The organism is Kitasatospora paranensis (genome assembly GCF_039544005.1).
Lineage (GTDB): Bacteria > Actinomycetota > Actinomycetes > Streptomycetales > Streptomycetaceae > Kitasatospora > Kitasatospora paranensis.
On the sequence record NZ_BAABKV010000001.1, the window covers coordinates 4,117,844 to 4,131,103 of the forward strand.

The 13,260-nt window shown below is 74.7% G+C and carries 12 protein-coding genes and 1 tRNA gene; 7 read left to right on the forward strand and 6 right to left on the reverse strand.

The window, feature by feature from the left end:
• Nucleotides 1–942 carry a metallophosphoesterase gene (locus tag ABEB13_RS19770; RefSeq protein WP_100889476.1) on the forward strand — a complete coding sequence of 314 codons (942 nt, stop codon included), beginning with the start codon at nt 1–3 and terminating at the stop codon, nt 940–942.
• Nucleotides 943–1,042: 100 nt separating this feature from the next.
• Nucleotides 1,043–1,116, forward strand: a tRNA-Pro gene (locus ABEB13_RS19775).
• 396 nt (nt 1,117–1,512) lie between these two features.
• On the opposite strand, the gene ABEB13_RS19780 is transcribed toward ABEB13_RS19775, so the two are convergent.
• Together ABEB13_RS19780 and ABEB13_RS19785 are read right to left on the reverse strand one after the other, a co-directional pair.
• Nucleotides 1,513–1,902 (reverse strand): peptidase inhibitor family I36 protein, encoded by a 390-nt coding sequence (locus ABEB13_RS19780; RefSeq protein ID WP_345706559.1) that lies wholly within the window; start codon nt 1,900–1,902, stop codon nt 1,513–1,515.
• Nucleotides 1,903–2,008: 106 nt separating this feature from the next.
• Nucleotides 2,009–2,953, reverse strand: a complete 945-nt coding sequence (locus tag ABEB13_RS19785) for a hypothetical protein (RefSeq protein WP_345706560.1) — start codon at nt 2,951–2,953, stop codon at nt 2,009–2,011.
• A 316-nt stretch (nt 2,954–3,269) separates the two neighbouring features.
• On the opposite strand from ABEB13_RS19785, the gene ABEB13_RS19790 reads away from it, so the two are divergent.
• The 3 genes from ABEB13_RS19790 to ABEB13_RS19800 all read left to right on the forward strand — a co-directional run bounded on the left by ABEB13_RS19790 (nt 3,270) and on the right by ABEB13_RS19800 (nt 6,587).
• Nucleotides 3,270–3,851 carry an ArsR/SmtB family transcription factor gene (locus tag ABEB13_RS19790; RefSeq protein WP_345706561.1) on the forward strand — a complete coding sequence of 194 codons (582 nt, stop codon included), beginning with the start codon at nt 3,270–3,272 and terminating at the stop codon, nt 3,849–3,851.
• Between the two features lie 94 nt (nt 3,852–3,945).
• A complete protein-coding gene (locus tag ABEB13_RS19795) occupies nt 3,946–4,785 on the forward strand; it encodes a hypothetical protein (RefSeq protein WP_345706562.1) in 840 nt (279 codons plus the stop codon).
• A 149-nt stretch (nt 4,786–4,934) separates the two neighbouring features.
• A complete protein-coding gene (locus tag ABEB13_RS19800) occupies nt 4,935–6,587 on the forward strand; it encodes an alkaline phosphatase family protein (RefSeq protein ID WP_345706563.1) in 1,653 nt (550 codons plus the stop codon).
• 4 nt (nt 6,588–6,591) lie between these two features.
• On the opposite strand, the gene ABEB13_RS19805 is transcribed toward ABEB13_RS19800, so the two are convergent.
• From ABEB13_RS19805 to ABEB13_RS19820, 4 genes are all read right to left on the reverse strand, one after another.
• Nucleotides 6,592–7,287 (reverse strand): SDR family NAD(P)-dependent oxidoreductase, encoded by a 696-nt coding sequence (locus ABEB13_RS19805; protein ID WP_345706564.1) that lies wholly within the window; start codon nt 7,285–7,287, stop codon nt 6,592–6,594.
• 84 nt (nt 7,288–7,371) lie between these two features.
• A complete protein-coding gene (locus ABEB13_RS19810; RefSeq protein WP_345706565.1) occupies nt 7,372–7,917 on the reverse strand; it encodes a DUF6197 family protein in 546 nt (181 codons plus the stop codon).
• A 202-nt stretch (nt 7,918–8,119) separates the two neighbouring features.
• Nucleotides 8,120–9,505: a LuxR C-terminal-related transcriptional regulator gene (locus ABEB13_RS19815; RefSeq protein ID WP_345706566.1), complete on the reverse strand. Its 1,386-nt coding sequence runs from the start codon at nt 9,503–9,505 to the stop codon at nt 8,120–8,122.
• A gap of 8 nt (nt 9,506–9,513) precedes the next feature.
• On the reverse strand, nt 9,514–10,815 hold the full coding sequence (locus tag ABEB13_RS19820; RefSeq protein ID WP_345706567.1) for an AAA family ATPase: 1,302 nt from the start codon (nt 10,813–10,815) through the stop codon (nt 9,514–9,516).
• 136 nt (nt 10,816–10,951) lie between these two features.
• Between ABEB13_RS19820 and ABEB13_RS19825 the strand changes: the two genes are divergently transcribed.
• Both ABEB13_RS19825 and ABEB13_RS19830 read left to right on the forward strand, forming a co-directional pair.
• On the forward strand, nt 10,952–11,314 hold the full coding sequence (locus tag ABEB13_RS19825) for a nuclear transport factor 2 family protein (RefSeq protein WP_345706568.1): 363 nt from the start codon (nt 10,952–10,954) through the stop codon (nt 11,312–11,314).
• A gap of 106 nt (nt 11,315–11,420) precedes the next feature.
• Complete coding sequence (locus ABEB13_RS19830; RefSeq protein WP_345706569.1) at nt 11,421–13,259, forward strand: S9 family peptidase; 1,839 nt, start codon at nt 11,421–11,423, stop codon at nt 13,257–13,259.
• The last annotated feature ends 1 nt before the right edge of the window (nt 13,260 follow it).

Here is a 13,260-nt window from a genome sequence, read left to right on the forward strand (position 1 = left end):
ATGCGACCGCTGTACTCCGTCCCCCTCGGAATCGCCGCCACCGGCGCCGCCTGTCTCGCCTACTCGGCCGGCTACGAGGTCCGCTCGTTCCGGCTGCGCCGGGTCGAGGTCCCGATCCTGCCCCGCGGGGCTCGGCCGATCCGGGTCCTCCAGGTCTCCGACATCCACATGGTGAACGGGCAGCAGAAGAAGCAGCGCTGGCTGCAGAGCCTCGCCGGCCTGCGCCCCGACCTGGTGGTGAACACCGGCGACAACCTCTCCGACCCGCTCGGCGTCCCCGCCGCGCTGGACGCCCTCGGCCCGCTGATGGAGTTCCCCGGCGTCTACGTCTTCGGGTCGAACGACTACTACGGCCCGGCCCGCAAGAGCCCCACCCGCTACCTCAGCGCCCTGCGCAGCGGCGTCCACGGGCTCAACAACCCGGACGGCACCAGCCGCCGCGGCATCTCCGGAGCCGTCCACAACCCGTGGCAGAAGCTCCGCGACGGGTTCGACGACGCGGGCTGGCTCAACCTCAACAACGCCCGCGGACGGCTGACCCTGGCCGGCCTGGACGTCGAGTTCACCGGCCTGGACGACCCGCACATCCGGCACGACAAGTACGCCAAGGTGGCCGGCGGCCCCTCCCCGGATGCGGACCTGTCGCTGGCGGTCGTGCACGCCCCCTACCTGCGGGTGCTGGACGCCTTCACCGCCGACCGGTACCCGCTGATCCTGGCCGGGCACACCCACGGCGGCCAGCTCTGCATCCCCTTCTACGGCGCGCTCGTCACCAACTGCGACCTGGACGCCGGCCGGGTGAAGGGCCTGTCCGGCCACAAGGCCGGCGGGCACCGCTCCTACCTGCACGTCTCGGCCGGCTGCGGCACCAACCGCTACACCCCGGTCCGGTTCGCCTGCCCGCCGGAGGCCACCCTGCTGACCCTCACCCCGGGCCGCTGACCGGCCGCGACGCCCGCAGCGAATCGGATTTCGTCTCTCGGCGCACCTCCTGTTAGAGTTCTACTCGTTGCACCGGAGACGGAAGGCAACAGAGCAGGACCGGGGTGTGGCGCAGCTTGGTAGCGCGCTTCGTTCGGGACGAAGAGGCCGTGGGTTCAAATCCCGCCACCCCGACCCAGTAGTAGCAGGCAAGGGCCCTGCCGGAGAGATCCGGTAGGGCCCTTCCTCGTTCTGCGTGTCCGACCGCGTGACTCCGCCTCAGGGGCGCGCCTGAAGAGTTCGTCCATGACCGTCGCCCCGGTCCGGATCACCGGGCGGATCTGCTTCCGGTGGACCTCCTCCAGGGGCACGCCACTGTCCGAGAGCAGGGACACTCAGCCGTGCCGGAGCTCCCGCGGAGTCCGGTCCGCCGCGGTGACGCCCTCCGCCTCGGTGATGGCGGCGCGGAAGGCCCGGCGGTCTCCTTGCAGGCTCGGCAGGCCTTGCCCCCACCCCGGATTCCATGGGTACGTAAGCCCGGCGCCGGTCGCCGGAACGCGTACCGGCGACCGGTTGCCAGGTGGGTGAGGATCAGCAGTCCTGAGCGAACCTCACCGAGGCGTTCTCGTTGTACGTGTTGACCAGGTTCGCGGCATTGCGGTAGTTGAACAAGTCGACCGGGCCGCTGTAGTTCGAGTTGTAGTACACCCGGACCGTCACGCACACGTTGGAGACAGCCGATGCGGCGTTGTTCTTGACGTGCTGGCCCTGGCCGTTGCCGGAGCTGGTGAAGGTGTACCCGGCGAGGTCGGGAATGCTCGTCGACACGGCCAAGTGGGAGCCCTGCTCGTTCGAGTTGTAGAAGAGGCAGAATTTGCCGCTCGGGCAGTCGCTCACGGCGGCCTGCGCGGAGGTGGCGAGGGTGGGGACGAGCAGGGCGGCGCCCAGGGCTGCTGCGGCGAGCTTGGGGGTGCGCTTCATTTCTTTGGTCCTCTCTTCATGGGGCGTTCCAGACGTGTGCAATCCCCTGGCGTACCTGGGGAAGGGTGGGCGACGCCCGGACGTGAAAAAGTGTCAGCCCACTGCTTCACTGATTGCGCAGCACGGCGTCCGCCTTGGCGAGTTGCTCGGTCTTCGCCGCGAGCGCCGCCGTGAATCCGGCCTGTTGCCGTGCAATCAATTCCTTCTGCAGGGAAACCTCGGCCGCGAACCAGGTGTCGATCAGATCCACTTGCTTCTTGCAGATCACGTCAGCCGTCGCCACCTGGAGCTCCAGCGGCGTGGGTGAGTCCGCCAGGAAGCGGCGGTCGCCGATGGCATCCATCGGATTGGGGTAGGAATAACCCCTGGCCTTCATGCAGCCGGACCACGCCCCGAATGCCTGCGTGACCTGCGCCATCGACATGCTGGCCTTGAAGGTCTGGAAGTTGGCCTGCTGGGCCACGCTGCTCGGGCCCAGCTCTCCCGAACCGGCCAGGCCGCGCTTCGCCTCGTCGTAGCAGCCGCCCGGTGGCACCGGTACGCCCCTGACCTGGAGGTTCGTTTCCTCCGTACCGGTCTTCCCCGGGAGCTGTCCGGTGAGCACCTGCTGCTGCTCGGCGGAGAACTGCGTCGGGCGGACCGGGTGGGTGCGCGGGTCGCGGTCGCCGAGGTGGTAGCCGTTGGCCGCTGCGTCGGCCTGGTCCGTCACGCCGTACCGGCGGTCCATGAACGTGCGCGGTCCGGTCGGCGCGTCGGCGGGGCCGATCGTGTAGTCGAGACCGAACCGCTGCATGCACGCCTTGCGCAGCACTGCTCCTGCCCTGGTCAGCTTCGCCGTCTCTGCCTCGGAGAAGAGGTACGGCTCGATCGGCAGGTGCAGATCAGCACTCGCCGGGAGTGCGGACGGAGAATGCGTGCTCGGCACCGCCTCTGCGGCCGGCCGACCGGATGACGAACAACCGGCCAGTACAAGGCACACGAGGCCGGCCAGCCCGGCCAGCCCTGCTCGCACGCTTCGGCAGGTCGATCGCTGACGCACGGCGGAACTCATGTGCCGACGGCCCCGATCGCGGTCACCGTTGCCCTCATGGCCGGGTACTTGCACATCTTCCGCATCTCGTCCTGCGTCCTCTTCCGGTCCGTTGGCAGTGGGCAGCCGGGTGAGCCCTCGCCCTGGACGCCATCGTGGTGTGCGGAGGTATCGCGGCGGTATCGTCCCCCGCTGCGAGAGAGTGATCCCCGCCGCGGACGAACCGCGGACGAACCGCGGAGGAGTGCCGGTCGGTGGCGGAGCCCGGCCGAGGGCGCGGGTGGGGGCGGACCGGGGCGGCTTGTCAGAAGCATCGACGTCCGTGGACACTCCACGGGTGGCAGACGAGCGGACCGACCAGACCCCCGCCCCTGAGACCCCCGCCGCCGACCGGAACCCGGACGCGCTGGTGCTGCAGTCGCCGGCGCAGTTCAAGGCCCTCGGGCATCCGGTACGCCATCGCATGGTGAACGTCCTGCGCCAACGGCCCGCGACCCTGCGCCAGCTGGCGGAGGCCCTCGGGCTGACCAAGGGGACGATCGCCCACCACGTGCGCATCCTGCGGGAGGCGGGCTTCGTCCGGCTCTCCGGGACCAAGCAGGTGCGCGGCGGCACCGAGCAGTACTTCGCACTGGTCAGCCGGAGCTTCCGGGTCCACGAGGACGCCGGGACCGGCGCCGAGTTCCTGCTCAACGCCGCGGTCGCGGAGATGCTGCCCGCCCGGCCGGGCCAGGCCGACCACACCCTGCTGCGCCACCTCTGGCTCACCGCGGACGAGGCCCGCGCACTGGCCGACCGGCTCCGGGCGGAGGCCGAGGTGCCGCAGAGCGGCGACGGCTCCCGGGGCGAGGCGTACGGTCTGCTGGTCAGCCTGTACCGGGCCGACATCCCGGACCTGGCGCCCGACGAAGCCGGGTGAGGCGCGCCGCGCCCCGTCCGGCCGACCGGCCCGCGGCGCGGATGGGCCCGTTTCGCTGCCCGGGGCCGCCGGGCGGCGGGTCTAGGCTCGGGACGTGCGGCAGCCCGAGCAGCGCGCCGAAGGCGCAGGACCGTTCACCACCCGGGTCACCTGGCGCCTCCCGGAGGGCGGCACGGCGGTCTGGGAGTCGCGGCTCGCCCGCAGACGCGGGCTGCTCGCCGTCCGCCCCGTCGAGGGCGGGACCCGCCGGCACCGGAGCGCCGACGCCGTGGCGCTCGGCCGGCTGCGCCGGCTGAATCCCGTCGCCGCGGTCGCGTTCATCGCCGGCGGAGCCCTGTTCGCCCTGGGCGCCGCCGTCGCCCTGTTCGGGTCCGGCGATCCGGTCGAGAGCGCCTCGATCTACTTCGCGGGCGGCCTGTGCTTCAACACCGGCGGCTACGTCTCCCTGTTGCAGACCGTCAACGCCCCGCGCCACGTGCCCGGCACCGGAGCCCTGGTGACGGGCCGCTGGCGGTGGTGGAGCTACGAGCCGCTGCGGATCGACTGGCTGAGCGCCTTCCTGCTGTTCGCGGGGACATTGGTGTTCGGGGTGAACCTGCTGGACTCGTTCCTGCAGGGGCTGTCCGCGCAGCAGGTCAACCGGCTGATCTGGGCGCCGGACGTGATCGGCTGCGTGCTGTTCCTGGTCTCGGGCCACTTGGCGTTCGTCGAGGTCTGCCACGGCCGCCCCCGCCTGCACCCGCGCGGCCTCGGCTGGTGGATCGTCGCGGTGAACCAGCTCGGGTCCGTGCTGTTCATGGTGTCGGCCCTGGCCGCCTTCACCCGCCCCGCCACCGGGAGCCTGGTCAACGCCGACGTCTCCGACTGGGGCACGCTGACCGGCGCCCTGTGCTTCTCGGTCGGCGGCGTGCTCCAGCTCTTCGAACGGCCGTAGCCCCGACCTCGGGCCACCGCCGCGGGAGGAAGGTCCGGCGGATCCTCGGCCGGCCGTCCCGCGCCGTTCAGCCGACGGCTGCCGGGGGTACACGGCGGGCCGGTAATCCTGTGCTGCCCGGGGACCACGCGCAGCACACAGGAGACACCGTGAACCGACGTTCCGTCCGACTCGCCGCCGTGCTCGGCGCCGCTGGGGCCCTGGCCGCGGGCAGCATCGCCCAGGCCTACGCGGCCGGCGACCGCCCCGACCGTCACCCCGCCGCCCGGCACGTGCTGCTGATCTCGGTGGACGGCCTGCACCAGTCGGACCTGGCCTGGTACGTCGCCCGGCACCCGGAGTCGGCGCTGGCCCGGCTGGTCGGCGGCGGTGTCGAGTACACCGCGGCCCGGACGACCACCCCGTCCGACTCCTTCCCCGGCATGGTCGCGCAGGTCACCGGCGGCGGCCCGGGCACCACCGGCGTCTACTACGACGACAGCTACGACGCCGCGCTGCTCCCCGCCGGCACCACCTCCTGCGCGGGCGCGCGTCCGGGCGCGGAGGTCGACCTGACCGAGGACCTGGACCGCGACCCGGCCGCCCTGGACGCCGGCCAGGGCCTGGCCGGCCTGCCGGGCAGCATCCTGTCGATGACCGGGAAGCCGGCCGGGCTGCTCGACGCCGCGAAGCTGCCGGTGGACCCGCGGACCTGCCTGCCCGTCCAGCCGCACTCCTACCTGCGCGTCAACACGGTCTTCGACGTGGCCCGCGACGCGGGCCTGCGCACCGCCTGGTCGGACAAGCACGCCGCCTACGACATCCTCAACGGGCCGTCGGGCAACGGCATCCAGGACCTCTTCACCCCGGAGATCAACTCGGTGGCCACCGACTACCCCGGCGGCAAGGACTGGACGAAGAACAACCAGGCCACCGAGGAGTACGACCACTACAAGGTGCAGGCCGTCCTCAACGAGATCGACGGCTACGACCACGGCCGCACCCACCGGGTGGGCACCCCGGCGGTCTTCGGCCTCAACTTCCAGGCCGTCTCCACCGCGCAGAAGCTCCCCGCCTCCAACGGGCTGACCGGCGGCTACGCCGCCGACCGGACCCCGGGCCCGCTGGTGGCGAAGAACCTGGAGTTCGTCGACGGCGAGGTCGGCGCGCTGACCGCCGAGCTCCGCCGGCAGCACCTGGCGGACAGCACCACCGTCGTCCTCTCCGCCAAGCACGGACAGTCGCCGACCGACCCGGCGGCCCTGACCCGGATCGACGACGCCCCGCTGCTGGCCGGTCTGAACGCGGCCTGGAAGAAGCTCCACCCGCAGGCGGGCGACCTGGTCGCGCACGCCGTCGACGACGACGCCGCGCTGCTCTGGCTGAACGACCGCTCCCCCGAGGCCACCGCGTTCGCCCGCGCCTACCTGCTGGCCCAGAGCGGCACCGGGACAAACATCGCGGGCGGCCCGAAGGCGTTCACCCGCAGCGGCCTGGCGGAGGTCTACGCGGGCCGGGCGGCCGCCGCGTACTTCGGCGCCCGGCCGGGCGACTCCCGCGTCCCGGACCTGTACGGCGTGACCCAGGAGGGCGTCGTGTACACCGGCGGCACCTCCAAGATCGCCGAGCACGGCGGTGCGTCCGCGGACGACCTCGACGTACCGCTGGTCGTCGCGGGCGCCGGGACGCCGCGCGGTGTCCGCTCGTCCGCGCCCGTGCAGACCAAGCAGATCGCGCCGACCATCCTGAGCCTGCTGGGTCTGGACCCGCGGGACCTGCAGGCCGTCCGGGCCGAGCACACCCGGGTGCTGCCGGTGCGCTGACGCGTCACCAGGGCAGCGGCCGCCCGTCGCGGAAGAAGCCGCCGGTGGGGCCGGAGTCGGGCAGCGTGGCCGCCCAGACGACTCCGGCCGCGCCCTCCGCGACGGGCCGGCCGCCGGGCCCGCCCATGTCGGTGGCGACCCAGCCCGGGCAGACGGCGTTGACCAGGACGCCGTCGGCCCGCAGCTCGTCCGCGAGCTTGCGGGTCAGGGCGTTGAGCGCCGCCTTGGAGATGCCGTAGGCGGGTGTCCCGCCGCTCATCCCGGCCAGCGAGCCGGACTCGCTGGAGACGTTGACCAGCCGGGGGTGCCGGGAGCGGCGCAGCAGCGGCAGGAACGCCTCGGCGGTGCGCCAGGCGCCGAAGAGGTTGGTCTCCAGGGTGCGGCGGACCCGGTCGAGGTCGGCGTCGACGGCGCGGGCGGCCGTGTCGTAGTCGGTCGCCGCGTTGTTGACGAGTACGTCCAGGTGTCCGAACTCGGCGGCCACGGAGCGGGCGAGGCGCTGGACGCAGTCCTCGTCGGTGACGTCCAGGACGCGGGGCAGCGCGGTGCCGGGCATCCCGGCGGCGGCCCGGGCGGCGGACTCGGCGCTGCGGCCGCAGACCAGCACGGTGTGGCCGAGGGCCGCGAGCTGACGGGCCGTCTCCCGTCCGAGGCCGCGGTTGGCGCCGGTGACCAGGGCGAGCGGTGCGGTGGTGTCCATGGCGGTCGCTCCTGTGCCGGCGCGTGCCCCGGGCGGGCCCGTCGTCCTTATCGTGCCACCGGTCCGCGCCCCGGCGGGCGCGGTTCAGATGCCGAGGGTGTGGGCCCGGGCGGCGGAGGCGGCGAGCAGGCGGTGGATGTCGGCCTGACGGGTGGTGGGGGCATCGTTGTAGACGTCCGGGGAGCTGACGGTGATGCTGCGGGAGTGCAGCACCTCCATCACCTGGGTCCGGGCGCGGCGGACGATCTGCGGGGTGCCGTAGCCGTGGGCGAGGACGGCGGCCTGGGCGCCGAGCAGGCAGACCCGGCCGCGGCTGTCCCAGAGCGCCCCCTGGATCCAGCCGAACGCGGCGAGGTAGCGGGAGGTGAGCTGGAGGTGCCCGGCGACGGACACCGGGACGGGGCGGGCCGGCCGGTGGGTGAGCCGGTCGACGACGGTGCGGTGGGGCAGCGGCTGGTCGGCGTTCCACGGCTGGACGACCTGGCCGAGCGGGCAGACGTACGGGACGGGCCGGCGCGCGGAGGCCGGGAGCGAGGCCAGGTAGTCCTCGATCTCGGCGACCAGGGCGCAGCCGTCGGCGGTGACGGTCAGGGGCGGCGGCGGGCTGACGATCAGGTTGGTGACAGGCATGGCGCTGATCCTTTTGTCCGGTTTTATCCGGATTCATTGATAACCCGGATGGCGCCCCGGGGCGCGCCGGACAAGGACCCGCGCACGTCGGCAGGCGCGTCGCCGCGGAGCAACCGTCCGGGAATCACCACCGGGAGTCACCACGGCGGGTCACCACCGCGGGTCACCCCCGGGACGGGGAGCGCCGCATGGGGGAGGGCCGTCAGACCAGCCCGGCCAGCTCCTGCCGGCCGCCCACGCCGAGCTTGGGATACGCCTTGTACAGGTGGTGGCCCACGGTGCGGGGGCTCAGGAAGAGCTGCGCGGCGATGTCGCGGTTGGTCAGGCCCCGGGCGGCGAGCCGGACGATCTGCAGCTCCTGCGGGGTGAGCCCGGCCAGCGGCCCCGCCGCGGACCGCTCGGGCACCCCTGCGCCGGTCGCACCGAGCTCCGTCCGGGCCCGGTCCGCCCAGGGCCGGGCGCCCCGCAGCTCGAAGACCTCCAGAGCCGCCCGCAGCTGCACCCGGGCCTCGGTGCGGCGGCGCCCGCGTCGCAGCCACTCCCCGTACAGCAGGGCGGTGCGCGCCTGCTCGAACGGGCGCTCGGTGCCGCGGTGCAGCTCCAGCGCCTCCCGGTAGCACGCCTCGGCCTGCCCGTCCGGGCCGAGCAGGGCCCGGCAGCGCAGCAGCAGGGCGCGGCCCCACACCGTGCCACCTGCCTCCGCCCAGCGTGCGAACCGCCGGTACGGCTCCGCGGCGCGGTCCGGGACGCCCAGCCGGACGGCCGCCTCCACCAGGTCGGGGACGGCCCGGGTGCCCGAGACGTGGTGCCGGTGCGGCCCGGTGGTGAGGTCGGCGAGGCGGTCCAGGGCCTCGGCCGCCCGGCCGTGGCCGAGGTCCAGCAGACCCAGCGCCCACTGGGTCCAGGCCCGGCCGGCCGGGCGGGCCGGCCCGGGGACGTCCAGGGCCGCGGCGGCCAGCGCCGTGCAGCGCTCCGCGTCGCCGGCCAGCGCGGCCAACTGCGCCAGCACGGCGGACAGCTGGCTGACCCACTGCAGTTGGCCGGTGTCCCGGGCGAGCGCCAGACCCTCCGCGGCGGTGACCTCCGCGTCGCGGTGCCGGCCGTGGAAGAGCTGGGCCTCCGCATGGAAGAACAGCAGGGTCGGGAGCGGGCCGATCGCGCCCACCCGGCGGGCCTCGCCGATCAGTTCGCCGGTGATCCGGTGGGTCTCCTCGTCGCGGCCGAGGATCAGGGTGCTGCCGCTGAGCTGGGCGAGGTCGCGCAGCGCGTCCGCCCCGGCCCCGCGGACGCGCTCGACGACCGCGGCAGCGGCCGGGAGCGGCTCGGCGGCCCTGCCCAGCAACGGCAGGGTGCCGGCCAGCAGGTAGCCGGCGACCGGTGCCACCGGGTCGTCGGCCGCCAGCGGCAGGGCCGCCAACCGGTCCACGACGACGGCGAGTTCGTCCTCCCCGAGGTACCAGGCGGCGTGGAAGGCCTGGAAGAGCATCCGCGCCGCGTGCGGCGGGGCGACGTCCCGGCCCGCGGCGTCCACCAGCAGCCGGTAGGCGGCCGGGTGGTCGCCGTGCAAGAAGGCCGCGGTGGCCAGCACGTGGTCGATCAGGGCCAGCGCGAAGGGGTCGTCCGTCCGGACCCGGGCCTCGCCGGCCAGTTCGGCGGCCCGGTCGAGCCCGCCCGCGTCGGCCGCCGCCTCGGCGGCCAGTACGAGCCGCCGGGTGCGCGCGTCGCCGTCCGGGGTGAGCCGGGCCGCGCGCTCGTACGCGGCGGCGGCGCCGGCGTGGCCGCCGCGGGCCTCCGCCCGGCGGGCCGCCTCCTCCAGGCCGTCGGCGAGCGCCGCGTCGGGGCCGGTCGCGGCCAGTGCCAGGTGCCAGCTGCGGCGGTCCGCGGCCGCTCCCCCGCCCCGTCGAGCGCCGCGGCCAGCGCCCGGTGCACGGCGAGCCGCTGGTCGAGCGGGGCCCGCTGCAGCACCGCCGTCCGGAACAGCGGATGGCGGAAGACCGGTTCGCCGCCCCCGCGGAGCAGTCCGCTCTGCTCGGCCGGTGCCAGGTCGGCCGGCCCGGCCCCCAGGGCGGCCGCGGCGGCGAGCACCGTACCCAGGTCGCCGGTGCCCTCCGCGGCGGCGACCAGCAGCAGGGTCTGGGTGGCCGCGGGCAGCCGGGAGATCCGGCCGTGGAAGGCCAACCGGAGCCGGTCGGGGAGCGGGAGGGCGCCGGGCGTTGCGTCACGGCGGGCGGCGAACGCGTCCGGGAGTTCGACGAGCGCCAGCGGGTTGCCGTGTGCCTCGGCCAGGACCCGGCGGCGGGCGTCCGGCCCCAGGGCCGCCGGCACCAGGCGGGCGGCGTCTGCGGGCTCCAGCCCGGTCAGCGTACGGGTCGCCAACCCGCCCGCCGGGAAGGACCCTTCGCCGTCGCGGGCGGCGAAGAGCAGCACCACGCCCTCGGCCTGGAGCCGGCGGGCGGCGATCAGCAGCGCCTCGGCGGAGGCCCCGTCGAGCCACTGGGCGTCGTCGACCAAGGCCAGCAGCGGCTGCTCGGAGGCGAATTCGGCGAGCAGTCCCTGCGCGGCCAGGCCCAGCAGCAGCCGGTCGCCCGGCGCCGGGTCGGCGAGCCCGAACGCGCCGGCCAGCACGCGGCGCTGCGGCGCCGGCAGCGCGTCCAGCCGGTCGAGGGCCGGGGCCAGCAGCAGCTGCAGCCCTGCGAAGGGGAGTTCGGCCTCGTACTCGGTGCCGGCCGCCCGGATCACCCGGAAGTCCGGGGCGGCGGCCTCGGCCGCGGCGTCCAGCAGCGCGGTCTTGCCGATCCCCGCCTCGCCGCGCAGCACCAGCGCGCCGCTGCGGCCCTCCCGCGCACCCGTCAGCAGCGCCTCGATCGCCGCCTGCTCCCCCGCCCTGCCGTACAGCATGACCGCCACCCTACCCACCCCATCTCCCGGGCACCGGTAGGTCGTTGCCCATCGGTGACCGATGCGGCCGCAGGCCCGCGCCGCTTAGCGTTCACAGCAGCGGGAACGGCCCGCGGCGCAGGCGAGGGGACACACCATGAGCGACATCCGGCAGACCGTCGAGCAGTACATCGCCGTCTGGAACGAGACCGACGGCGACGCCCGCCGCGCCCTGATCGCGACCCTGTGGGCGGAGGACGGCCGGTACACCGACCCGCTGGCCGACGCGGCCGGCCGGGACGGCCTGGACGCGCTCGTGGAGGCCGTCCAGGGGCAGTTCCCCGGCTTCGTGTTCACCCTCGGCCCGGTGGACGCGCACCACCACCTGGCCCGCTTCACCTGGGAGCTCGGCCCGGCCGGCGGGGCGGCGCCGGTGGCCGGCTTCGACGTGCTGGCCCTCGGCGAGGACGGCCTGGTCGCCTCGGTGGCCGGCTTCCTGGACCGCGTCCCGTCCGCCTGACCCCGGCCGCCGCCGGGCCGGCCCGCGCCCGCTCCGCCGGGCCTCCCGCAAGCCCGGCGGCGCCGCGGCGTTCCGCCCGGCACCGGGCATCGGGTTGGATGGGGGGATGAGCAGCGAGGAGAAGAACGCCGCACCGGCGTGGGAGCAGCGGTTCCGGGCAGCGAGGGTCTCCCTGCCGGACTGGGCCGATGACGCCCCGGAGCGGGCGCTGTACGTGTCGAACGCCACCGGCACGTACGAGGTCTACGCCTGGGACCGGGCGAGCGACACCCACCGGCGGGTGACCGACCGCCCGAACGGCACGACCGACGCGGAGCTCAGCCCGGACGGCGCCTGGGTGTGGTGGTTCGACGACACCGACGGCGACGAGTTCGGCGTCTGGCGCCGGCAGCCGTTCGCCGGCGGCCCGGACGAGGAGGCCGTGCCGGGCGTGCCCGCCGCGTACTCGGCCGGCCTCGCGCTCGGCCGCGACGGCACGGTGGTGGTCGGCACCTCGACCGACGACGAGGGCACCACGCTCTACCTGCGCCGCCCGGGCGCCGAGGCGGTCGAGACGGTGTACCACCACGCCGAGTACGGCGGCGTCGGCGACCTCAGCCACGACGGTGCGCTGCTGGCCGTCGACCACACCGAGCACGGGGACGCCATGCACTCGGCGATCCGGGTGCTCCGGCTCGCCGACGGGGCGACCCTCGGAGAGCTCGACGAGGTCACCGGACGGACGGACCCGCGCGGCGTGGCCTGCCTCGGCTTCGCCCCGTGCGACGGCGACACCCGGCTGCTCGTCGCCCACCAGCGCCGCGGCCGCTGGGAGCCGATGCTGTGGGACGTCGTGGCCGGCACCGAGACCGAGCTGACGATCCGCGACGAGCAGGGCCGCGAGTTCCCCGGCGACCTGTCCGCCCAGTGGCGGCCCGACGCGAAGTCCCTGCTCATCGAGCACGAGTACGAGGCGCGCAGCGAGCTGTTCTCGTACGAGCTGGCGAGCGGCGAGCTGACCCGGCTGGACACCCCGCGCGGCACGGTGGCCGGGGCCACCGCCCGCCCGGACGGCACGGTGGAGTTCCTCTGGTCGTCCGCGGCCGAGCCGTCGGCCGTCCGCTCGACCGCGGGCACCGTGGTGCTGCGGGCCCCCGGCCCGGTGCCGCCGGGCTCCGTCCCGGTGGAGGACGTCTGGGTGGACGGCCCCGGCGGCCGGGTGCACGCCCTCGTGCAGCGGCCGGCCGGCGAGGGCCCGTTCCCGACGGTGTTCGAGATCCACGGCGGCCCGACCCACCACGACAGCGACTCCTTCGCCGCCGGCCCGGCCGCCTGGCTCGACCACGGCTTCGCGGTCGTCCGGGTCAACTACCGCGGCTCCACCGGCTACGGCCAGGCCTGGACGGACGCCCTGCGCGAGCGGGTCGGCCTGATCGAGCTGGAGGACATCGGCGCGGTGCGCGCCTGGGCCGTCGAATCCGGGCTGGCCGACCCGCAGCAGCTCGTCCTCTCCGGCGGTTCCTGGGGCGGCTACCTGACCCTGCTCGGCCTCGGCGTGCAGAGCGGCGACTGGGCGATCGGCCTGGCCGCCGTCCCGGTCGCGGACTACCTCACCGCGTACGACGACGAGATGGAGGCCCTGAAGTCGCTGGACCGCACGCTCTTCGGCGGCACGCCGGAGGAGGTGCCGGACCGCTGGCGGGCCTCGTCGCCGCTGACGTACGTGGAGCGGGTCGGCGCGCCGGTGTACATCAGCGCCGGTCTGAACGACCCGCGCTGCCCGATCCGGCAGATCGAGAACTACGTCGGGCGCCTGGAGCAGCTCGGCAAGGTGCACGAGGTCTACCGCTACGACGCCGGCCACGGCTCGCTGGTGGTCGACGAGCGGATCAGGCAGCTCCGGCTGGAGATCGACTTCGCCCGGCGGCACCTGGCCCGCCGGCCCGCCGCGGGCGACCAGGGATGAG